Genomic DNA, 21,010 nt, shown 5'->3' with positions numbered 1-21,010 from the left:
TGGAGCATAAAAAAAGCTGAAATGTATATTTCAGCTTGAATTTTTCACAATCTTGTCATTCCGAGGAACGAGGAATCCCCGCAAGTAACTCCGCAATCAAAAGACTCAATCTTTGTCGAGCTACTTGCGGGGATTCCTCGTTCCTCGGAATGACAAACGAAACTTTATTGTATTTTTATCTTGAATTTAATTATCGAATCTCCCCAACAAACTCCTCAATTTTCCCAGAACCACTTTCACTCAAATGCTTAATAAAAGCACTCCCGATAATAGCACCTTTTGCATATTTGGTTGCTTGATTAAAAGTTTCCTTATTCGAAATTCCGAAACCTACAATTTGAGGATTTTTCAAATTCATGTTTCCGATTCTTTCGAAATAATCTTCCTGAACATTTCCAAAACCTGATTGAGAACCCGTAACACTTGCCGAACTTACCATATAAATAAAGCCGTTTGAAACACTATCAATAAAACGAATACGTTCCTCTGAAGTTTGAGGTGTAATCAAGAACACATTGATTAATCCGTATTTTTCGAAAATTGCTTTGTATTCCTCAGCGTAAACATCAACCGGAAGATCTGGAATAATTAACCCGTCGATTCCAATTTCGGCACATTTCTGGCAAAAAGCTTCAACGCCATATTGTAACATCGGATTAAAATATCCCATAATAATCAAAGGAATTTTTACGCTTTCGCGGATGTTCTTCAGCTGGTCGAAAAGAATTTGTGTTGTCATTCCGTTATGAAGCGCCTGCGTAGAACTCGCCTGGATGGTTGGTCCATCTGCTAAAGGATCACTAAATGGCAATCCAATTTCGATTAAATCAACTCCATTTTTTTCTAAATCCTGAATAATCTGAACCGTATCATTTAAGTTAGGATATCCGGCAGAAAAATAGATTGAAAGTATCTTTTTATCTTCTTGTAATTTTTGTGTTATTCTGTTCATTATTTTTATTTTTTATCCTAACAGGTTTTCAAAATCTGTTAGGTATTTATGTATTTATTTTTTAATTTTTTTTTAAAATTTTTAGACTTATATTAAAGTATTGTTTTTATCCGTCAAAAAGTTTTTTATTTTACTGATATTTTTCATCCTGTAAAATCCATATTTTCCGTCAATCGAAACTACAATGATATCTGTTTTTTCAAAAAAGACAAATTCAAAAGTTTGCTGTGCTGGAAAATCAAGTATGTTATTTTTGCTTATAGTTTTAAAATTTTCCTTAAAAAAAGAAATGTATCCAAAATTTTTAGAACAGTCCAGATTAGGAAGATTTTCTACTGGGACATAGATCAAATCGCTAAATATTTTTTTTATTTTATTTTTGTTTGAAACAATAGAAGATACTCCGCTTACTTTTTTTTCCCCATTAAACAGACCATAGTAAAAATGACAAGTATCTGCAGTAGTGATAAATTTATCCAATTCAGCGTTAATGTTTGAGGACGTAGCTGAGAGGTTTAATTTTTCTACTTTTAATTTATTTAATAAGCTGTTATTTCCTATTGTAATATATTCAGAAGAAACTTTATTTCCCGTTTCTTGTATAAGTAATTCATTGATTTGTAGTCCAAAAACTAACGGTGAAACAAAAAAACTGTACTTGTACTCATTGTGACTTATCGAGTTTTCAGTAGTAGTTAAACTGCTGAATTCCCTTTTTCTTATATCTGATATCGAAGTTATATTGTTCGCTTTTAAAAGATTATGAACAAAAGCACAATTAGATTCGAAATCATTTTTGGTAGTATTGTTTTTATAATCTGAAGTACATAATAAATCATATGCTTTGTTTACATCTATATTCTTAATAAACATTTTGTATAAGATTTCGTCATCTGTGTTTTTCTTAGACTTTTCTTCGTTTAAAGTTGTTATCAAGGTTTTCCATTCAGGAAATGAATGAAGGGCGTATAAATCACAGTCTTTTTTTAAATGATCAACATCAAAGTATCCATTATCATGAGCTTTATTTAATAAATTGAATGCAATTTTTGGTTGTCCTGATAAAGTTGCATAACACGCTCCGTTGTATAAATCATTGGGGTTGTTTTCTTTTATTTTAAACGCTAATAAATATTTATGGAGAGCCAAAGCAAATTTTTGCTGGTCGTATAAATTACTTCCCTCTTCTATTAAATTTTTATAGTCATTATTATTTTGACTATTCGAAGACTGAAACATAAGAAAAACGGCAATGATATATAAAATATGATATTTCATCTTTTATTTTTTTCTCCTGCAAGGTTTTAAAAACCCTGTAGGTGTTTTTATATTTTAATTTATTTCATACCTACAAGGTTTTTAAAACCTTGCAGGAAACTAAGCTAGTCAATGATAATCCGACTCGTCCAATTATCATTTTTATTTTCGACCAATAATAATCCAAAATCCGAATCATTCATTTGTCTAATCAATTCTCCTTTATTATTCCAAAAAGCGCTTTGTCCTGCTGAAGGTGATCCCCATGATTCTCCGCTAAAATTCGACATTAAAACATTCATTTTATGTTTCTCAGCATAACTTTGTAAATCTCGATACGCATTCGGAATCCCGTTTGGCGAAAAGAAAATACTGGCAATGTAAATATTTGTAGCTCTTTTGTGGGCATTTTCAGGATGCAATGGATTATCAATATCAGCACAAATCGCAAACGAAATATTTTGATTTTCAATTCGAATCATCGGATTATAATTAAACGAAGATTGGAAAAATTCATCTTCGCCTTCATGCAAAAACTGCTTTGTGTAAATCGAAACGGATTGATCCGGAGAAATAACAAACTCTCCGATAAACATTTCATCTTCAATTTGAATTGGTGCACCGGCAACAATGATGATATTATTTTCAGAAGCCAATCGTTGCATATGATTCAGTCGCGAATCGTCTTTTTTGAAAGCCAATTTTTGCGCATCAGCTCTTTCGTAACCTGTAATAGACATTTCAGGAAATGCGATTAATTGCGCTCCATTTTGTACCGCCAATTCAATAAGACGATAATGATCTTCTAAATTAGCTTCAATATTTCCTCGGGTTGGTTTTGTTTGTGCTGCTGCTAAAATCATTTTTTTCTTAACTTTCTATATAAATCCATGCAACGATTCCCGACTTCAATTTAACTTCAACTCTTTTATAAGCATTCGATTCGAATATATCTACTTTAGCTAAATCAGAAGGAGAAATATTGTACACAATACCATGTATAGGATCTGAAGCATCTTCTGTTGGTACTGCAACAACATAATCTGCCATTCCAAATTCTTCTTCTATTTGAAGACTTTTTAGTTTGTGCCCTAAAAGCTGATCTTTAGTTCCGGTTAATACCTTATTAAAAAGCTGCATTTGAATTTGTTTTGAACGTAAGGTTCCGTATGAGAATAACTGTTCCATAATTATTATTTTTCTCGTTATTTGGTTTTGTTTGCGAATGCCCAAATTACGAATTTTATTACAATTTAAAATAGTCGATATAATTGTCTAGATCTTTATCACCACGCCCTGAAAGACTGATAACCACAATATCTGTCGGTTTGAATTTCTTTTGATCTAAAACTGCAAATGCGTGTGCGCTCTCGATCGCCGGAATAATTCCTTCTAATTTAGTCAATTGCAAACCAGCGTTCATAGCATCATCATCGGTAACGGAGAAAAATTCACCGCGCCCGGTTTGTGCCAAATGCGCGTGCATTGGTCCAACTCCTGGATAATCCAATCCTGCTGAAATAGAATACGGTTCGGTAATTTGCCCATCTGGTGTTTGCATCAAAAGGGTTTTACAACCGTGAATAACGCCTACTTTTCCTAATTTGCTGGTTGCCGCGCTATGACCGCTGTCAACACCTTTTCCGGCAGCTTCAACTGCTATTATTCCAACTTCTGGCTCGTGCAAAAAGTGGTAATACGTTCCGGCTGCGTTACTTCCGCCGCCAATACAAGCAACAACATAATCAGGATTTTCACGTCCTTCTTTTTCTTTTAACTGCCATTTTATTTCTGCAGAAATAACACTTTGAAAACGTGTCACCATATCCGGATAGGGATGCGGTCCAATTGCTGATCCAATAATATAATGGGTATCAACTGGATTATTGATCCAGTCGCGAATTGCTTCGTTTGTAGCATCTTTTAAAGTTCTAGAACCCGAAAGTGCCGGACGAACTTCTGCGCCTAACATTTTCATACGGGCAACGTTTGGTGCCTGACGCGCAATGTCAATTTCACCCATATAAACGATACATTCCAGACCCATTAATGCACAAACAGTAGCTGTTGCAACACCATGCTGGCCAGCTCCGGTTTCAGCAATAATTCTTTTTTTGCCTAAACGTTTGGCTACCAAAATTTGTCCAATTGTATTGTTGACCTTGTGTGCGCCAGTATGATTTAAGTCTTCTCTTTTTAGATAGACTTTGGTATTGTATTTTTCAGATAAACGCTTGGCAAAATAAAGCGGGCTAGGGCGTCCAACGTAATCTTTTAATAATTGATCAAACTCCGCTTTAAAATCAGGCTCGCTTGTTATTTTTAAATAATTCTGGCGTAATTCTTCTACATTTGGATATAACATTTCCGGAATGTAAGCTCCTCCAAATTCTCCGTAATATCCTTTTTCGTTGACATTATAATTCATTATGTAGTTGTTTAGGGTTTAAAGTTGCAGGTTTTAGATTTTTCTGAAACTTTCTTAATAAACTTTTATTTTTTAATCCCGGTTCTGTCTCAAATTTACTATTTACATCAATTGCATAAATCGGAATTTTGAGATTTTTTATTGCAGGTATTTCTTCAATTCCAATACCGCCACTTAAAAACAGCGGTTTCTCAGACTTGTAATTTTCTAATATTTTCCAGTCGAAAGTGGTTCCATTTCCACCGGGTAATTTTCCTTTTGTATCGAATAAGAAATAATCGCAGACGTTTTCAAAAGGTTTTAAAATTTCGAAATCAAAATTTTCATCAACCGAGAATACTTTGATAATTTCGATTGAAACACCAATTTTGGAGTCAATTTTAGCTTTTAATTCCTGACAAAATGCAACAGATTCGTTTCCGTGTAACTGAACTGCCTGTAAATGATATTTCTCCGCTTTTGACATGATGTTGTCAACAGTTTCATTTACAAAAACCCCTGTTTTTTTAATGGTATGAATTAGTTCCGGAATTGTTCCATCGAAATAACGAGCGGATTTTTCCCAGAAAATAAATCCCATATAGTCGGGTAGGAGCGATCCTACTTCGAGTATATTATCGGGATATTTCATACCGCAGATTTTAAGTTTCATTTTTTTTTTTGCTTTAGGCACAAAAGCAATAAGCTTTAGGCAATAGGCTTTAAGCTTTTTCTTTATGCTGATTTTTTTTTAATGCTTTACACTTTAAGCAATAAGCTTTAGGCTTTTTGCTTTGCGCAGAATTTTATTTATTTTTTGCTAAAAGCTTACAGCCTATAGCTTATTGCCTACAGCTGACTTATAAAGTCAACCGCTGATTGTCCGGCGTTGTCTGTTTTCATGAAGTTTTCTCCAATTAAGAAACCACTGTAACCGTAAGGTCTTAATTCTGAAATGGCTTCTATTGATGAGATACCACTTTCAGAAACTTTTACGAAATCATTCGGGATTTGCGACGCCAGTTGTTTGCTGAAATCAAGACTAACTTCAAATGTTTTTAAGTTTCTGTTGTTCACGCCAATCATGTCTAAACTTGGCATAATCGACTTTTCCAGTTCTTCCTGATTGTGAACTTCAAGTAAAACTTCTAAACCTAAATTTTTTGCAAATTCAGATAGAGATTTTATTTCTTCACGAGTAAGAACCGCTGCGATTAATAAAATTAAATCGGCTCCGTGTGCTTTTGCTTCAAGAATTTGATATTCATCGACAATAAATTCTTTTCGCAATAGCGGAATATTAACACTCGCTCTTGCCAAAAGTAAATCGTCTAAAGAGCCTCCAAAATATTTTCCATCAGTTAAAACGGAAATTCCACAAGCTCCAGCTTTTTCATATCCTTTTACAACCTCTTCAACTGTAAAACTTTGATTGATAACCGATTTTGAAGGCGAACGGCGTTTGTGTTCCGCAATAATTCCAGTAGAACTTGTTCTCAATTTTTGACTCAAAGAAATTGTTTCTCTTCCAAAAAATACAGAGTTTTCCAATTGCGAAACCGGAATGATCGATTTTTTAAGAACGACTTCTCGTTGTTTATCAAATATTATTTTATCTAAAATATTCATGTTTTATTTGTTTCAGGTTTCAGGTTTCAAGTTTCAAGTTCCAACTAACTTGAAACCTGAAACCTGAAACAAAAGAAACCATTTTTTTACTTACTTAATTCTTGTAGTTTTTGTAATGCTTTTAAACCCTTTCCGGAGAACAAGCTTTCTTTGGCTTGTCTAAAACCTTCTTGTGGAGAGCATTTTGTTACTGTTGAAATCGCCATTGCTGCATTTGCGCAAACAACATTATTTTGTGCTTCACTTCCTTTTCCGGAAATGATATTCACAAACATATCTGCCGATTCTTCAATTGTTCTTCCACCTTCAATTTCTCTTTGTGATAAAAGGCGAACTTTAAAATCTTCTGGTTTTAACATGCCTTCCATTTCACTTGTAATGATTTTTGTTGGACCAGTTAAGGAAATTTCGTCATAGCCGTCAAGCGAATGTAAGATTGTAAAATTGATATCAGTATTTTGATATAAATAAGCATACATTCTGGCTAATTCAAGATTGAAAACACCAACCAATTGATTCTGTGGAAATGATGGATTTACCATTGGCCCCAACATGTTAAAGAAGGTTTTTACCGCCAATTCTTTTCTGATTGGTCCCACATTTTTCATAGCGGGGTGAAATAGGGGAGCGTGCAAAACGCAGATTCCCGCTTTGTCGATACATTTTTCCAAAAAGGAAGGATCGTTACTGAATTTGATTCCCATTTTTTCCATCACGTTGCTTGACCCTGAAATAGAGGATACACCGTAATTTCCGTGTTTTGCAACTTTAATTCCAGCTCCAGCCGAAATAAAAGAAGCTAAAGTCGAAATGTTAAAAGTGTCTTTTCCATCGCCACCGGTTCCGCATAAATCGATGGTATTGTAAGCTGATAAATCAACACGAATACATAATTCCAGTAAAGCTTCACGAAAACCAGAAAGTTCATCAATAGTAATACTGCGCATCATAAACACAGTCAAAAATGCCGAAATCTGGCTTGGATTATAATTTCCGCTTGAGATATTAATCAACACGTCTTTGGCTTCTTCTTTTGTAAGCACTTCGTGGTTGATTAATTTGTTTAATATAGTTTTCATTTTTTTTAAGTCTTAAAGTCGAATGTCAAAAGTCTTAAAGTCTTTTGCTTCTGATACTTATTTTAGTTGTGTATTAGTTATATTTTTTAGTTCGTAATTGACTTTATGACTTTTGACATTCAGACTTTACGACTAATTTTTCAATGTTCATTTCCCTGATAAATCCACATGGGTTCTGTTTTTCCGGCTCTTTCAAATCCGTTTTTTTTATAAAAGTCAACTGCTTTTCCGTCGGCGGTTAGCATTTGCATATGAAAGTGACTGTATTTCTCCTGCATTTTATCTACAATCATTTTCCCAATTCCTTTTCCTTGATATTCTGGAAGTACCAATAAATGCGGATAATAAACCGTTAGAAAACCATCTGAAATTGCATTCCCAAGTCCTACTAATTTTTTCCCTTCCCAAGCTGTTATTAAAGTCTCCGAATTTAAAAGACCATTATATAATTCATTTGGTTTGCTGGCCGAACTCCATTCGTTAGCTTTGTATAAAATCAAAATGTCTTCAATGTTGATTTCTTTGGTTTCTGAAAGGTTTATTTCCATAAGTCTTAAAGTCTAAAGTCGAAGGTCTTAAAGTCTTCGTGCTTTGTGTTTTTATAAAGTTGATATTATTTTTTAGTTTTAATAGGAAAGGCTAAGTTTTTGATATTTGACTTTATGACTTTCGACTTTAAAACTTTTGACTAACCTCTAACTCTTTATCCAGTTCTCCAATATCAATTTCCCTTTTGGAGTCAACACACTTTCCGGATGAAATTGAACGCCTCTCACATCAAAAGTTTTGTGTCTTAGCGACATAATTTGTCCGTTTTCGTCTATTGAAGTTGCTTCTAAAACATCTGGTAAATTCGCATCAACAACCCACGAATGGTATCTTCCTACTTCGAATTCGTTTCCTAAACCTTCAAACAAAATTTCATCAGATACAACTGTTTTTACATTGGTTGCAACTCCATGATATACTTTATCAAGGTTTGAAAGCGTTCCGCCAAAAACTTCTCCAATGGCTTGTTGTCCTAAACAAACGCCTAAAATGCTTTTTGTTGGAGCATATTTTTCTATTACTGCTTTTAATAACCCAGCTTCATCTGGGATTCCAGGGCCAGGAGAAAGTAATATTTTATCGAAAGAAGCGATTTCATCAATTTCAAATTCATCGTTTCTGTAAACGGTTACTTCGCAATTCAAATCTTCTAAATAGTGCACTAAATTGTAAGTGAAGCTATCGTAATTGTCTATAACTAATATCTTTTTCATTTTTTTGAGGTGCTAAGTTGCTAAGGTTCTGAGTTACTAAGTTTTTTAATCTGTGACTGAAAACTGCAACTGAATACTATTTTTTTATTTTTCTCGAACGTATTTTTCTGTAATAATTCGGTTGATTCCTAATTTTTCTACTTTTTCAACTCCTTTTTGAGTTAGTGTATCATTTTTGACCTTTACTACAAACTCAAATTTTCCATTTTCCCATTGACGGTTATTGAAGTACTCCAGATTTTCGGTGTAAACACTGTCTTTCAAAGTATATTTTCCACCTCCGCCAAAGAATACTGCATTTGTTGAATCCTTTCCATTGTTCAAATCATGATTAAAAAAAGCAAAATGGGTATCATTTATAATTTTAATCATTTTTGTTTTTGGATTGAAAGTCGAGAAAGTCGAATCTTTTTCTGTCGTTTCAGCTGATACAAGACGCCAGGTTCCTTTAATCGGATTCTCTTTTTTTTCGGAATTACAAGCTGTTATGCAAATGATTAAAAATAAAATTGAAATTGCTTTTTTCATGATTATTTAAGGTTTGTTTGTTAATTGTTTCAAGTTTCAAGTTTCAGGTTTCAAGTTTCAAGTTCCAACAACTTGAAACTTGAAACCTGAAACAAAAAGAACTATATTTTCTCTGCCATTTCAAGTGCTGTATTCAAAGCTCTTAATTTGTTGTAAACTTCCTGCATTTCACTTTCTTCGTCTGAGCTGGCAACAATTCCGGCGCCGGCTTGGCAATGAAGTTGATGATTTTTGCTAAGGAAAGTTCGAATCATAATAGCGTGATTAAAGTTTCCGTTAAAATCCATGAAACCTATCGCGCCTCCGTAAAAATTACGATTTGTTTTTTCGTAATCTTCGATCAATTGCATCGCTCTGTGTTTTGGTGCTCCGCTTAAAGTTCCGGCTGGAAAAGTATCGGCTACAACTTGCATTGTTGTGGCTTTGTCGTGTAAATGTCCTGTAACTTTAGAAACTAAATGAATAACATGCGAGAAAAACTGAACTTCTCTATATTTTTCAACATTTACATCGTGGCCATTTCGGCTTAAATCATTTCTTGCCAAATCGACAAGCATTACGTGTTCGCTGTTTTCTTTTTTATCTTCCGAAAGTTCTTTGGCTAAAAGTGCATCACGTTCGTCATTTCCGGTTCTTTTGAAAGTTCCAGCAATTGGATGAATTTCGGCTTTTCTGTTTTTTACGATAATTTGTGCTTCGGGCGAAGACCCAAATATTTTAAAATCTCCATAATCAAAAAAGAATAGGTAAGGAGATGGATTGATGCTTCGCAAAGCTCTGTAAACATTGAATTCATCACCTTTAAAACCTTGTGTAAAACGGCGAGATAAAACCAATTGAAAAACGTCTCCGCGGAAACAGTGTTTTTTTGCTAAAGCTACATTGTGCTTAAATTCTTCATCGGTTAAATTTGAGAAACCTTCGCCTTCTTTTGTGAATTTATATGAGGCAATATTTCTCGATTGTAACAATTGCTCAATTTCTGAAATATTATTTCTTCCATCAACGCTGTGGCAGAAAATGTACGCTTCATTTTTGAAGTGGTTGATGGCGATTATATTTTGGTAAACGGCATAAAATACATCAGGAATTGAAGTTGCACTGTCTTTTTTAGCAATTGTTACTTTTTCAAAATAACGGACAGCATCGTATGAAATATATCCGAATAAACCATTGTTGATGAATTTGAAATCGTTTTTCTCTGATTGAAAGTTGCTTGAAAATTCCTGAATAACTTCTGGAATATTGGTTGAAGCATCAATTTTATTTTGTTCCGAAGTTCCGTCAGGGAAAGTTTTTGAAATAGTTTCATTTTCAATTTTGATCGTTGCAATTGGGTTACAGCAGATATACGAGAAACTATTGTCATTTCCATGATAATCACTACTTTCTAGTAATAAACTATTAGGGAATTTATCTCTTATTTTGAAATAAATACTTACTGGCGTAATGGTATCTGCCAGAATTTGTTTGTATTGCGTATTGAGTATAAAAGGTTTCAAAGTATGTTGTTTTTTAGTTTTTAATATATCTTCTAAAGTTTCGGCCAAAAAAAAAGGCTTGTCGTGATGACAAGCCTTTTATATTTATAGTTTTGAAAATACCATAGGAAGCTTAGTTCACGACGTTTGACGTAAATTCTTCCACCACCAAGTATTGTTCATTAATGTTTTCATTTCCTTATTTTGATATCACAAAGATATAAAGGTAATTTGAATTAGAAGTCATAAAATTTCAAAAAAAACTTTTCTAAATCTGAAAATTTGTTAAATTTTAAAATGGAAAAGTCGTTTAATGCCTTAATTTCCAATAGCCAGCGTGTTATTTACGTTTGCTCTAAAATCTGGACTTCCTTTAATGTTAGGTGTTGTAAACAGCTCTGTATTTTTAAGTTTTGTATATTCTATACCCGAATTTTGACTGTTGTAAAAGTTTTCAATTACCGCATTGCTTGACGACGATTCACTGTTAATGCCACCATTGCAATTGTTTACAATTAAGTTTTTGAAAGTAAGTTTTGCCAAATTTTCATCGCCATTTCCAATATTGCCTTCTAATAAAACAAATGGTGTAAAACCTGAAATGATACTGTTTGATAGATTAAAAAAAGTATTTTCTCTAACATAAACTGACTCACGTACCAATCCTTGATTGTTTTCTTCCATATTAACTAATGTAATATTTGAAGCGTTTATTTTTGTCATTTTTTTAGACATGTCAGTACCTCCAATTTTGTCATAAGAATCAACTTCAAAACATCTTGAACCCGAAATATCTGATGAAAAAGGGTGACGAATAGCAACACTGTTGCTGATATTAATTTGCGCGCCTTGCGTAAAATCAAAATCGTCATCTGTAGTTCGGTACGAAATTAAATTACTCATATTCAAATCTCCACCATAACATTCAAAAGAATCATCATTTGAATAACTGATTTGTATATTGTTTAAAACTGTTTTTCTTCCAACTCCAGCCAACGAAAGTCCGTTTAGTTCTTTCAATGAGCTTAATTTTCTTCCTGCATATTCAATTCTAATATATTTTAGAACACCAGAATTGTCTTCGGCATCTTGGCCTCCATAATGATTTAACAAAGGTTCAAGATCAAATGGCAAAGTATGAAGACCTCCCAAAGTGTTTATTGGAGCCTTTCCTAAAACAATAATACCGCCCCAGTCGCCTGGTTTTCTTTCTGTTTTTTCTTTATTTGAAGTAAAAATAATAGGATCAGTTTCTAAACCTTCGGCGATAATTTTAGCACCGTTTGTAATTACAAGCGTTCCGCATGTTTTGTCATCGCCACGAATTACAGTCCCAGGTTCGATTGTTAAAGTAGCGTTATTGGTTACGTAAACAACACCAACTAATTGATAGGTATTGCGTTTTAGTAATTTTAAATCTTTGTCTATTGTTCCGGCAATTATATTAGTTGCTTCGTTATATTCGTTGGCAGCAGGTTTAAAATTGGTCCAATTGTTCATCCAGTTATTGGTTCCAATAATTCCTTTAGTCTGTTGTTGAGCCTGCAGGAAAAAAGTGCTTAAAACGATAAAAAAAGCAATAGTAGTTTTTGTTTTCATAACTATAATTTTAATTTCTAGTTTTGGATTTTTAATTTGCTCAAAATTAGAGTCCGAATGTTAATCAATTCGGTTATAGTTATTATGAAAGCGTTATTTTAGTATTAAGAACGTTATGTTTTTGAAAAGAAAATCCCTTTTTACAAAAGAATTGTAATTCTAAGAAAGCTGGTTTTTATTTACGAATTTAAACTTCAGCCGTAAACAAAATTCACTAATCTTCAGGTTCTATATTTTTATTAATAATATGAATATCCTGCTGTGCAAACGGTATGACAATTTTGTTTGCTTTTAATGTTTTGTCAATGGCCATAATTAATTCGCTTTTAACATCGTAGTCAAAGTCGAAATGCTTGATCCAATACATGACTACTAAATCAATCGAATTATCTCCAAATTTGGTAAACCAAATCGTTGGTTTCGGTTTCAGTAGAATATTTTTATTCTTCTCCAGGATTTCGTAAAGTAATTTTTTTGTCAATTCTAAGTCGGTTCCGTAAGCAACTCCAAATCGGATTTGCGATCTTCGCTGGTTGTTTCCCAGCGTCCAGTTGGTTAAATTTTGATTTAATAAATCGCCATTCGGAATCACGACATCAGCTCCGTCATAGGTCGTAACAACGCTACTTCGAATGCCGATAGATTTCATTTTTCCGGATTGTGTGCCTACTTCGATAATATCGTTTAGGTTTACCGGTTTTTCGAAGGCAATAATTAATCCGCTTATTAGATTGTTCACCAGACTTTGCATACCAAAACCTATACCGACTCCAAGTGCACTTATGATTAATGTTATTCTGTCTAACGGAATTCCAGTAGAAGCAAATGCAACCAGAACGCCTAAAGTCACAATTGTAATTCTTGATAAAAACATCCAGCTTCCAATGCTTTTTGCGTTGTCTTTATTTTTAATAACCTGATTGTCGCTTGCTAAAAAGGAAACCACCTTGGAGATGAAACCAGACAATAAAATAATAAGAATGAATATGATGATATTTTCAAACGTAAAGGAGATATTTCCAATATTTCTTGTCTCGGAAATCGAGTTTCTAAAAGGGTTGACGATACTTTGAAAAAGGTAGGTGTTTCTAATCATTAGTATAAAGCAAGAAACGAAAAGCAGTAGATACAGGCCAAAGTTAAAATTGTGCGGAATTCCTTTTATAGTTTTCTTCGAACTATCTTCGTCGATTGTTTTTAAAAGTTTGGAGACCAAACTAATCTCTTTGACTACAATTAAAGTATGGTAAAGAGAAAAAATGACTACTATGGAATAAACGGCCTTTGTCATTAAAAATTTTCCTAAATTATAGTGGCCGTTTACCAAATAATAGAAGGAGAAAATTTGAAGAATAGCTCCTGCAATAATGTACCATAAATAGATTTTTCTTTGAAATTGTGCTCTGTTTATGAAGGAGTAAATGCCTATTCCGATGCCAAGAATATTTATTGCTAAAATTAAAAAAGATTCCCCGACAAAATGAATTAGTATTATAATATCAAAAAAGGCTAATAAATTAAGAACAAAAATGGAAATCAATACTTTCCACACAAATGTCTTTATCGTATGCAGCATCATGATGGTCAACGAAATAATGGATATTGTCCAGAGAATTATGGAGAAAATAAGTGGAGGCATTGGAAGTACAAACTGATATAAATTGAATACAACCAAAAATGCAGCCGCAATAGGACTGTTTAAGATATTGATATCAAGCAACATTTCTTTTTTATAACCCAGCTCAATAAATTTTCCTTTTTGCAATCTGAAATAAATCGCAGTTCCAATGATCAAAAGAAACATGGTAAGGATTGAATTTTTATTGTTGATCAAATAAAAATACATCACAAGATAATTGGTTCTGATAGAAGTTGCAAATGGATCTATATCAATAAGAGGACGCTCAAAAACGGGCACTTTTTTAGTGAACAATTGATCGAGTTCTAATTTTCTGAGCCTGTTGTTTTCAATTATATCCGATTCAATTTTATATTTCAATTGGTCTCCCATGATTTCCAATGTTTGAATGCTGTCTACAGCATTCTTTAACCTTTCAGAAATCAGTGCGATATCCTTACTCATTCTTTCGGATTGAAGACGGTAAATTTCTCTTGAAACAGAATCATTCGGAACATAATAGAGGTTTTTTTGAGCAACTAGAGAATCTATTTTTTCTTGAGTTCGGCTGAGTTGCTGGTTTTCAAGACTGATTTTTTTTAAACGCTCGGTGGATCGGTTTAATAATTCGTCAAGAAGAATAGAAGTCGAACTAAGATTTCGATCCGTTAAAACTCTAAATTTTTTTCCAACAATTCCTTTAACTGCAAATTCTTCCCAATCTTTTAATTGATGAATTTCTCCAGCTACGTCTTTGTAATTGAATCCTTTAGTTAAAAGAAATTTTGCATTGTGAATTTCTAATTCAATTAAATTAAAAAGTTTATTTTGTTTTTGAATATTTTGGTAGTTAAGGTATTTCTCCTCTCTTAATTTTTTATCACTTTCGGCTTTGCCTTTAAGTATAATTAGGGAAGCTTTATCTTTAATTCCTAATTCCTTAACAATAGAATCTAATTTTGTTTTTGTGTTTTGAGAAATACCAGAAACAGAGGATAAAGTCGTGACGGCAATTAAAAAAAGGTTGAAACCAATACTTTTGTATTTCTTTGCGATGTTTTGGAGTAGAAATGCAAAATTTGACATTTGGCTATAGTTATTTCATTAGTTATTTTGAAATAGTTAATCGATGCGTTTACCAAATTTAACAAAAATTTTTGTTTCTTTTTGTATATGTGTTTAAAAAAGAGTTAGTTATAGAGTTGGTTTGTTTTTAAGCATAAAAAAAACCTGAACTTTCATTCAGGTTTTTTTATATAAGAATTAGTAAGTCTTAAAATATTAGAATTTTAAAGCTACTGTCAATTCGAAATCGTCATTGATAGTTTTGTCTCCTAAGTTTTCGAAGAAGTTACCAGAGTTGTATTTGATATCGTATTTAGTTCTGTCAACTTTGAAAGCAGTAGTTGCAGTGTTTCCAGCTACAGTGATGTCAAAAGTTACAGGTTTAGTAATTCCTTTGATAGTTAAATCAGCAGTTACAGTATAAACATCAGTTGCTTTAGCTCCGATAGTTTTGAAAACTAATTTTGCAGTTGGGAATTTATCAGTTCCAAAGAAATCGTCAGCTTTTAAGTGACCGTTTAATTTTCCTTGGTATTCTCCAGTTAAGTCAGTTGCAGTTAATGAAGTCATGTCAACTGTAAAAGAACCACCAGTTAATTTTTTTCCTTTGAAAACTACAGCTCCATCTTTGAAGTTTACAGTTCCAGAGTGCTCTCCAGTTACTTTTTTACCTACCCATTTGATAGTAGATGCTTTTACGTCGATTTTTTTTGTTTGAGCATTTACTGAAATACTAGCCGCTGCTACGAATAATGCTATTGCAATTGTTTTTAAATTTTTCATGTTGTTAAAATTGAATTTGGATTAATAAAATAATTATAGTGTGATAAATAATTCTTCGTGAGATTTTCTAACTTTTTTGTAATGCTGAGCGTCGTCCTCATCATGTCTGTAACCTACAGTTGCAATAACTGAAGCGTTTAAACCTAATTTATCGAAACCTAAGATTTCGTTGAATGCAGCAGGATTGAAACCTTCCATTGGAGTTGCATCAATTTTTAATTCAGCGGCAGCCGCTAATAATGTTCCTAAAGCAATGTACGTTTGTTTTGCAGTCCAGATATTTTTAGCATCTTGTGATAAATTTGCGATAGTGCCTTTCATCATATCGCCGAATCCAGCTAAAGCTTCAGCAGGAACTCCTCTTGTTTCACTGATATTTTTGATATAAGCATCTACAGATTCTGGACCTGCATTTAAGTCATTTGCAAAAATAAAAAGTTGAGAAGCATCTGTAATTTGCGTTTGACCGTAAGCCGCCGCTTTTAATTTTTCTCTAATTTCAGGGTTTTCTACAATAATAACTTTATAAGGTTGTAATCCGTATGAAGAAGCAGCTAATCTAACAGCTTCTTTTAAAGTATTTAAATCTGCTGCAGCAATTTTTTTAGTGGCATCAAATTTTTTGGTTGCATATCTCCAATTTAAATTGTCTAATAATGTACTCATAATATTAATTTTGTTGGGTTCGGTATTTTTCTAATAATGTGTTTAATAATTCTAATTCTTCTCGGCTTATATTGTCGGCAAACAGGCGCTCGTGCTCATCTACCTTTGGGTCTAATTCTTTTAATACATCTAATCCTTTCTGTGTAATCAAAACTTCGATTTTTCGTCGATTATCAGGACAAACGTTTCTTGTTACAAATTCTTTCAATAATAATTTGTCAACTAATCGGGTTGTGTTACTCGTTTTGGCTAACATACGTTCTTGTATCACACACATATTAGCAGGATTTCCTTTTTGTCCTCTTAATATGCGCAGCACATTATATTGTTCTCCAGATAAATCATACGGTTTCATTATCTCGTTGAAATGATCCTGAATCACATTTTGTGTGTACATGATATTCAGAATAACTTTTTTCGCATTATCCATCTTAACTGTACTCTTAATAACCTCTTCAATTGTCATAGTCGTAAGTGTATAATTTGTATATACAAATGTATAACTTTTAATAGTTGTATATACAAATGTGATGTTAATTTTTTGTTAATTGAAATAACGTCAAAAATTAGTAACTTGACAAAGCCTATATAATTAGTGTAAAAGTACTATTTATTTTTTTAAAGCCCCAAATTATCTTCGCTAAATTCTTTAAAGCTTTGATAAAGATAGGTTTAGGTTTTGGTTCTTTAAAATAATTGGTTTTAACAGAATGTGAAATTTGATCATCAGGGCGTGCCACCATCCCGATAAGAGGGCAAATTTACCTTGCGCATATACGCCCTCTTATCGGGATGCTGTCGGGCTTTCGCTGCTACTTCGGTAGCTTAGCTCTATCCCTCACGCGAGCAAACGATACAAGAAACCCGACAGGTTTCGAAAACATGTCGGGTTTTTATATGTATATATTATAAGGTAAAAAATCCTAATGAGGCAATTTATCTTTGATCAAGCCATAAAACCAAGTTCCAGCAATAGCACTTACCAAAGTAACAACGATTACAGTCGCGCCAGTTCCAATTTGAGCGAATAGAGGACCCGGACAAGCTCCAGTAATCGCCCATCCAAAACCAAATAATAAACCTCCGTAGATTTGTCCTTTGCTGAAAGTCTTTGGCTGAATTTCGATTTTTTCGCCCTGAAGGGTTTTAATATTGAATTTTTTAATCAGAAATACCGAGACAACGCCAACTGCAACTGCGCTTCCAATTACGCCATACATAAAAAACGACTGTAAATTGAACATTTCCTGAATACGGAACCAGCTGATGATTTCGGCTTTTACAAATACAATTCCGAAAAAGATGCCGACGATTAAATATTTAATGTTTGCCAGCCCTGTTTCTTTTTTCTGACTTGCGTTGATTCCTTCGCTGTCTATATTTTTATTTTCTAAACTATTCATTTTTGACATTTTAAAGTGAAAGAATATGTGGCAAAATCAAAAGTGCCATTACAAAACCGCCAATCATAAAACAGATTGTGGCTACTAACGACGGCCATTGCAGGTTTGATAATCCCATAATAGCATGTCCGCTCGTACATCCGCCCGCATAACGCGTTCCGAAACCAACTAAAAATCCGCCCACAACAATCATAATAAAGCCACGAAGCGTGAATAAACTTTCCCAAGAAAATAATTGTGCTGGAACTAAACCAGTATGATCTGTGATTCCGTAACCTGATAATTGTTCTGAAAGTTCTGGAGTAATTACAACTGTATTTGGATTAGATAGAAAATAAGCAGCAATAACACCGCCAAGAAATATTCCGAGAACAAAGAATAAATTCCAGCTTTCTTTTTTCCAATCGTATTTAAAAAACGAAATATTTGAAGGAATACAAGCCGCACAAATATGTCGCAACGAAGAACTAATCCCAAAAGATTTATTTCCGATAATTAATAAAATTGGAACAGTCAGTCCAATTAAAGGGCCAGCAACGTACCAAGGCCATGGTTCTTTTATAATTTCTAGTAAATTCATATTTATTTTAAAAAATTAGATTTTTTATTTTTTTACCATTAAGATATTAAGGAAATTAAGATTTAGCAACTTAATAAAACTTGATGAAGAAAAATTAAGTGTCACTTGCTTAATAAACTTGACAAAGAAAGATTAGGAGTTACTGCTTAATTTCCTTAATATCTTAATGGTAAAAAATTATGCTCAATGTTTATGCTTTCAAGACTTTGCTTTGACAAACAAAATCTGATTTTGGTATTTCGGTTTTTGCAATAGCTCCAAAACCACCTTCAATTTCAGAAAAATTTCTGAAACCACGCGCTTGCAAAATCGAAGCCGCAATCATGCTTCGGTAACCACCGGCACAATGCAAATAAAAATGCTCATTTGGGTTAATGTCTTTTACCCATTCGTTGATATAGGCAAGAGGTTTGCTGTACGCATCTTCAATATGTTCAGCTTCATATTCTGTTTCTTTGCGAATGTCAATTATTTTATCGGTATCAATTTTAACTTCTTTAGCAAATTGCTCCGCAGTAATTCGGTTTACGGTATCAATTTCAAAACCCGCTTTTTGCCAAGCTTCAAACCCGCCTTCAAGATGACCAATAATGGTGTCAAAACCAACACGGCTTAAACGCGTTACAGTTTCTTCTTCCATTCCAATTGTAGTAACCAATATAATAGGTTGTTTTACATCGGCAATTAAAGTTCCAACCCACGGCGCAAAATCGCCATTGATTCCAATATTGATAGATTGCGGAATAAATCCTTTGCTGAAATCAGCAGCGCTTCTTGTGTCTAGAATCAAAGCTCCGGTATCTTCAGCAACAGCCTCAAATTCTTCGGCTTTAATTGCTTTCATTCCGTTATGCAAAACTGTTTCAAAACTTTCGTAGCCTTGTTTGTTCATCGCAACATTCATGCTGAAATAGGCAGGAGGAGGCAATAAACCGTCAGTTACTTCTTTTATGAATTCTTCTTCGGTCATATTGGCGCGCAAAGCATAGTTTGTTGCTTTTTGATTTCCAATTGTCGAAACAGTTTCTTTGCTCATGTTTTTTCCGCATGCGCTTCCCGCTCCATGTGCCGGATAAACGATTACATCATCAGCCAAAGTCATTATTTTATCTCTTAAAGAGTGAAATAAAATTCCGGCTAATTCATCTTGTGTCATTCCAGCTGCTTTTTGTGCTAAATCTGGACGTCCTACATCGCCAATAAATAAAGTGTCGCCAGAGAAAATCGCGTGATCTTTTCCGTTTTCATCAATCAATAAAAAAGTAGTGCTTTCCATGGTGTGGCCTGGAGTATGTAATACTTTAATTGTAACTTTTCCAAGTTTGAATTCTTGTCCGTCTTTTGCAGAAATGCAGTCAAATTCGCAGGCAGCATTTGGTCCGTAAACGATTGGCGCTCCGGTTTCTTTGCTTAAATCAACGTGCCCAGAAACGAAATCGGCGTGGAAATGCGTTTCAAAAATATATTTCAATTTAACGCTGTCACGTTCTAAACGATCTAAATAAGGCTGAATTTCTCTAAGCGGATCAATAATTGCCGCTTCGCCGTTTGAAGTTATATAGTATGCACCCTGCGCAAGGCATCCGGTGTAAATTTGTTCTATTTTCATGATATGAATTCTAAAAATATGGGAACACAAAGATAACTTTGTTTTCTCTTAAAATAGGTGACTAATGTTACAGAAATTTGTTTTTTGTGTAAAAAGAAAAAATTTCACGATATAAGTGATACAACTAAATTTAAGGTGTTGGTTAATCTGCGTTTTGCTAAAAATGAACTTATATTACTTATATGGTGGAATAAAAAATCTGCGTAATTTTGCAGAATTGCTAAAATCATTTATATGAATACAACAGATTTATTAGATCAAATTGCTTTTATAAAAGAGATTGATAAAGTAAAATACATTCAGCGAAAAACGAAATTGTTTAACAGCGACCGATGCGAAAATGATGCTGAGCACAGTTGGCATTTGGCTTTAATGGCAATGGTTTTAGCGGAACATTCAAACGAACCGATTGATGTTTTGAAAGTGGTGAAAATGGTTTTGATGCACGACATTGTTGAGATCGATGCTGGAGATGTTTTTTTATACGATGCAGCAAAAAATCATGATAATACTGATGAAGAGCGTTTAGCAGCGAATCGTATTTTTGGTTTGCTTCCGAAAAAACAGGCTGAAGATTTTATTGCCATTTGGGAAGAATTTGAAGCAGGAGAAACCAATGAAGCCAAATTTGCCAAATCAATGGATAGGTTAGAGCCTTTATTGCAGAATACTTCTAATAATGGCGGAACATGGGAAGAGTTTGGAGTGAAATATGATAAAGTCTACCAAAAGAAAAGCGTCATAAAAGAGGGATCCAAAACTTTATGGAATTATGCTGAAGGTTTGATTAATGAAAGTGTTGAAAAAGGGATTTTGAAGAAATAATTAAATATAGCCCACGGTTTCAACCGTGGGAAACGTATTGTGATTACGCATGCGTTTCCGCGATTGAAACCATACGAGAGGGAGAAACGGGATATATGCATTGTGTCCCCGCGGTTGAAACCGCGTGCTATGTTTGATACGCATATGCGCACAATCTTGTCATTTCGACGAAGGAGAAATCCTCGCAAGTAACTCCGCAATGAGAATCTAATCTTTGTAGAGCTTCCCGCGAGGATTTCTCCTTACGTCGAAATGACAAACTTTTGG

At 33.7% G+C, this 21,010-nt stretch carries 21 protein-coding genes; 1 reads left to right on the top strand and 20 read right to left on the bottom strand.

Annotation, left to right across the window (positions count from 1 at the left end; genetic code table 11):
- Positions 1 to 190 precede the first annotated feature (190 nt).
- From trpA to EV145_RS07480, 20 genes are all read right to left on the bottom strand, one after another.
- Positions 191 to 952 carry a tryptophan synthase subunit alpha gene (trpA, locus tag EV145_RS07575; protein WP_133524615.1) on the bottom strand — a complete coding sequence of 254 codons (762 nt, stop codon included), beginning with the start codon at positions 950 to 952 and terminating at the stop codon, positions 191 to 193.
- Positions 953 to 1,039: 87 nt separating this feature from the next.
- Positions 1,040 to 2,230, bottom strand: coding sequence for a hypothetical protein (locus EV145_RS07570; protein WP_133524614.1), 1,191 nt, complete (start codon positions 2,228 to 2,230; stop codon positions 1,040 to 1,042).
- Between the two features lie 104 nt (positions 2,231 to 2,334).
- Positions 2,335 to 3,072 (bottom strand): carbon-nitrogen hydrolase family protein, encoded by a 738-nt coding sequence (locus EV145_RS07565; RefSeq protein ID WP_133524613.1) that lies wholly within the window; start codon positions 3,070 to 3,072, stop codon positions 2,335 to 2,337.
- A gap of 7 nt (positions 3,073 to 3,079) precedes the next feature.
- Complete coding sequence (locus EV145_RS07560; protein ID WP_133524612.1) at positions 3,080 to 3,397, bottom strand: gamma-glutamylcyclotransferase family protein; 318 nt, start codon at positions 3,395 to 3,397, stop codon at positions 3,080 to 3,082.
- Positions 3,398 to 3,455: 58 nt separating this feature from the next.
- Positions 3,456 to 4,637: a tryptophan synthase subunit beta gene (gene trpB / locus EV145_RS07555; protein ID WP_133524611.1), complete on the bottom strand. Its 1,182-nt coding sequence runs from the start codon at positions 4,635 to 4,637 to the stop codon at positions 3,456 to 3,458.
- On the bottom strand, positions 4,627 to 5,289 hold the full coding sequence (locus tag EV145_RS07550; RefSeq protein WP_133524610.1) for a phosphoribosylanthranilate isomerase: 663 nt from the start codon (positions 5,287 to 5,289) through the stop codon (positions 4,627 to 4,629). The genes trpB and EV145_RS07550 overlap by 11 nt, the downstream gene beginning before the upstream one ends.
- A gap of 176 nt (positions 5,290 to 5,465) precedes the next feature.
- On the bottom strand, positions 5,466 to 6,245 hold the full coding sequence (gene trpC, locus EV145_RS07545) for an indole-3-glycerol phosphate synthase TrpC (RefSeq protein ID WP_133524609.1): 780 nt from the start codon (positions 6,243 to 6,245) through the stop codon (positions 5,466 to 5,468).
- A gap of 86 nt (positions 6,246 to 6,331) precedes the next feature.
- Positions 6,332 to 7,324 carry an anthranilate phosphoribosyltransferase gene (gene trpD / locus EV145_RS07540; protein WP_133524608.1) on the bottom strand — a complete coding sequence of 331 codons (993 nt, stop codon included), beginning with the start codon at positions 7,322 to 7,324 and terminating at the stop codon, positions 6,332 to 6,334.
- Between the two features lie 140 nt (positions 7,325 to 7,464).
- The gene (locus EV145_RS07535) at positions 7,465 to 7,872 is read right to left on the bottom strand and encodes a GNAT family N-acetyltransferase (RefSeq protein WP_133524607.1); all 408 of its coding nucleotides are present in this window, start codon (positions 7,870 to 7,872) and stop codon (positions 7,465 to 7,467) included.
- A 147-nt stretch (positions 7,873 to 8,019) separates the two neighbouring features.
- The gene (locus EV145_RS07530) at positions 8,020 to 8,586 is read right to left on the bottom strand and encodes an anthranilate synthase component II (RefSeq protein WP_133524606.1); all 567 of its coding nucleotides are present in this window, start codon (positions 8,584 to 8,586) and stop codon (positions 8,020 to 8,022) included.
- A gap of 84 nt (positions 8,587 to 8,670) precedes the next feature.
- Positions 8,671 to 9,114 (bottom strand): hypothetical protein, encoded by a 444-nt coding sequence (locus EV145_RS07525; RefSeq protein ID WP_133524605.1) that lies wholly within the window; start codon positions 9,112 to 9,114, stop codon positions 8,671 to 8,673.
- 101 nt (positions 9,115 to 9,215) lie between these two features.
- A complete protein-coding gene (locus tag EV145_RS07520) occupies positions 9,216 to 10,616 on the bottom strand; it encodes an anthranilate synthase component I family protein (protein WP_133524604.1) in 1,401 nt (466 codons plus the stop codon).
- A gap of 297 nt (positions 10,617 to 10,913) precedes the next feature.
- The gene (locus EV145_RS07515; RefSeq protein ID WP_133524603.1) at positions 10,914 to 12,194 is read right to left on the bottom strand and encodes a hypothetical protein; all 1,281 of its coding nucleotides are present in this window, start codon (positions 12,192 to 12,194) and stop codon (positions 10,914 to 10,916) included.
- A 214-nt stretch (positions 12,195 to 12,408) separates the two neighbouring features.
- The gene (locus tag EV145_RS07510; RefSeq protein WP_133524602.1) at positions 12,409 to 14,898 is read right to left on the bottom strand and encodes a mechanosensitive ion channel family protein; all 2,490 of its coding nucleotides are present in this window, start codon (positions 14,896 to 14,898) and stop codon (positions 12,409 to 12,411) included.
- A 195-nt stretch (positions 14,899 to 15,093) separates the two neighbouring features.
- The gene (locus EV145_RS07505) at positions 15,094 to 15,660 is read right to left on the bottom strand and encodes a YceI family protein (RefSeq protein WP_133524601.1); all 567 of its coding nucleotides are present in this window, start codon (positions 15,658 to 15,660) and stop codon (positions 15,094 to 15,096) included.
- A 33-nt stretch (positions 15,661 to 15,693) separates the two neighbouring features.
- Entirely contained in the window at positions 15,694 to 16,326 is a 633-nt protein-coding gene (locus EV145_RS07500; RefSeq protein ID WP_133524600.1) for an NAD(P)H-dependent oxidoreductase, read from the bottom strand.
- Between the two features lie 4 nt (positions 16,327 to 16,330).
- The gene (locus EV145_RS07495; RefSeq protein ID WP_133524599.1) at positions 16,331 to 16,792 is read right to left on the bottom strand and encodes a MarR family winged helix-turn-helix transcriptional regulator; all 462 of its coding nucleotides are present in this window, start codon (positions 16,790 to 16,792) and stop codon (positions 16,331 to 16,333) included.
- Between the two features lie 457 nt (positions 16,793 to 17,249).
- On the bottom strand, positions 17,250 to 17,729 hold the full coding sequence (locus EV145_RS07490; protein ID WP_133524598.1) for a DUF6691 family protein: 480 nt from the start codon (positions 17,727 to 17,729) through the stop codon (positions 17,250 to 17,252).
- A gap of 10 nt (positions 17,730 to 17,739) precedes the next feature.
- The gene (locus EV145_RS07485) at positions 17,740 to 18,309 is read right to left on the bottom strand and encodes a YeeE/YedE family protein (protein ID WP_133524597.1); all 570 of its coding nucleotides are present in this window, start codon (positions 18,307 to 18,309) and stop codon (positions 17,740 to 17,742) included.
- Positions 18,310 to 18,499: 190 nt separating this feature from the next.
- The gene (locus EV145_RS07480; protein ID WP_133524596.1) at positions 18,500 to 19,918 is read right to left on the bottom strand and encodes an MBL fold metallo-hydrolase; all 1,419 of its coding nucleotides are present in this window, start codon (positions 19,916 to 19,918) and stop codon (positions 18,500 to 18,502) included.
- Positions 19,919 to 20,152: 234 nt separating this feature from the next.
- Between EV145_RS07480 and EV145_RS07475 the strand changes: the two genes are divergently transcribed.
- Entirely contained in the window at positions 20,153 to 20,743 is a 591-nt protein-coding gene (locus EV145_RS07475; protein WP_133524595.1) for an HD domain-containing protein, read from the top strand.
- Positions 20,744 to 21,010: the final 267 nt, after the last annotated feature.

Source organism: Flavobacterium sp. 245, from assembly GCF_004362055.1.
Classification (GTDB): domain Bacteria; phylum Bacteroidota; class Bacteroidia; order Flavobacteriales; family Flavobacteriaceae; genus Flavobacterium.
This window is presented reverse-complemented; position numbering and strand designations above follow the sequence as displayed.

Bases quoted from the DNA above. Each gene is read 5' to 3' on its own strand.
- EV145_RS07515 (WP_133524603.1), bottom strand. From the start codon at position 12,194: ATGAAAACAAAAACTACTATTGCTTTTTTTATCGTTTTAAGCACTTTT.
- trpA (WP_133524615.1), bottom strand. From the start codon at position 952: ATGAACAGAATAACACAAAAATTACAAGAAGATAAAAAGATACTTTCA.
- trpC (WP_133524609.1), bottom strand. From the start codon at position 6,245: ATGAATATTTTAGATAAAATAATATTTGATAAACAACGAGAAGTCGTT.
- trpB (WP_133524611.1), bottom strand. From the start codon at position 4,637: ATGAATTATAATGTCAACGAAAAAGGATATTACGGAGAATTTGGAGGA.
- EV145_RS07500 (WP_133524600.1), bottom strand. From the start codon at position 16,326: ATGAGTACATTATTAGACAATTTAAATTGGAGATATGCAACCAAAAAA.
- EV145_RS07495 (WP_133524599.1), bottom strand. From the start codon at position 16,792: ATGACAATTGAAGAGGTTATTAAGAGTACAGTTAAGATGGATAATGCG.
- EV145_RS07550 (WP_133524610.1), bottom strand. From the start codon at position 5,289: ATGAAACTTAAAATCTGCGGTATGAAATATCCCGATAATATACTCGAA.
- EV145_RS07530 (WP_133524606.1), bottom strand. From the start codon at position 8,586: ATGAAAAAGATATTAGTTATAGACAATTACGATAGCTTCACTTACAAT.
- EV145_RS07475 (WP_133524595.1), top strand. From the start codon at position 20,153: ATGAATACAACAGATTTATTAGATCAAATTGCTTTTATAAAAGAGATT.
- EV145_RS07560 (WP_133524612.1), bottom strand. From the start codon at position 3,397: ATGGAACAGTTATTCTCATACGGAACCTTACGTTCAAAACAAATTCAA.
- EV145_RS07525 (WP_133524605.1), bottom strand. From the start codon at position 9,114: ATGAAAAAAGCAATTTCAATTTTATTTTTAATCATTTGCATAACAGCT.
- trpD (WP_133524608.1), bottom strand. From the start codon at position 7,324: ATGAAAACTATATTAAACAAATTAATCAACCACGAAGTGCTTACAAAA.
- EV145_RS07490 (WP_133524598.1), bottom strand. From the start codon at position 17,729: ATGAATAGTTTAGAAAATAAAAATATAGACAGCGAAGGAATCAACGCA.
- EV145_RS07535 (WP_133524607.1), bottom strand. From the start codon at position 7,872: ATGGAAATAAACCTTTCAGAAACCAAAGAAATCAACATTGAAGACATT.
- EV145_RS07570 (WP_133524614.1), bottom strand. From the start codon at position 2,230: ATGAAATATCATATTTTATATATCATTGCCGTTTTTCTTATGTTTCAG.
- EV145_RS07485 (WP_133524597.1), bottom strand. From the start codon at position 18,309: ATGAATTTACTAGAAATTATAAAAGAACCATGGCCTTGGTACGTTGCT.
- EV145_RS07565 (WP_133524613.1), bottom strand. From the start codon at position 3,072: ATGATTTTAGCAGCAGCACAAACAAAACCAACCCGAGGAAATATTGAA.
- EV145_RS07480 (WP_133524596.1), bottom strand. From the start codon at position 19,918: ATGAAAATAGAACAAATTTACACCGGATGCCTTGCGCAGGGTGCATAC.
- EV145_RS07505 (WP_133524601.1), bottom strand. From the start codon at position 15,660: ATGAAAAATTTAAAAACAATTGCAATAGCATTATTCGTAGCAGCGGCT.
- EV145_RS07510 (WP_133524602.1), bottom strand. From the start codon at position 14,898: ATGTCAAATTTTGCATTTCTACTCCAAAACATCGCAAAGAAATACAAA.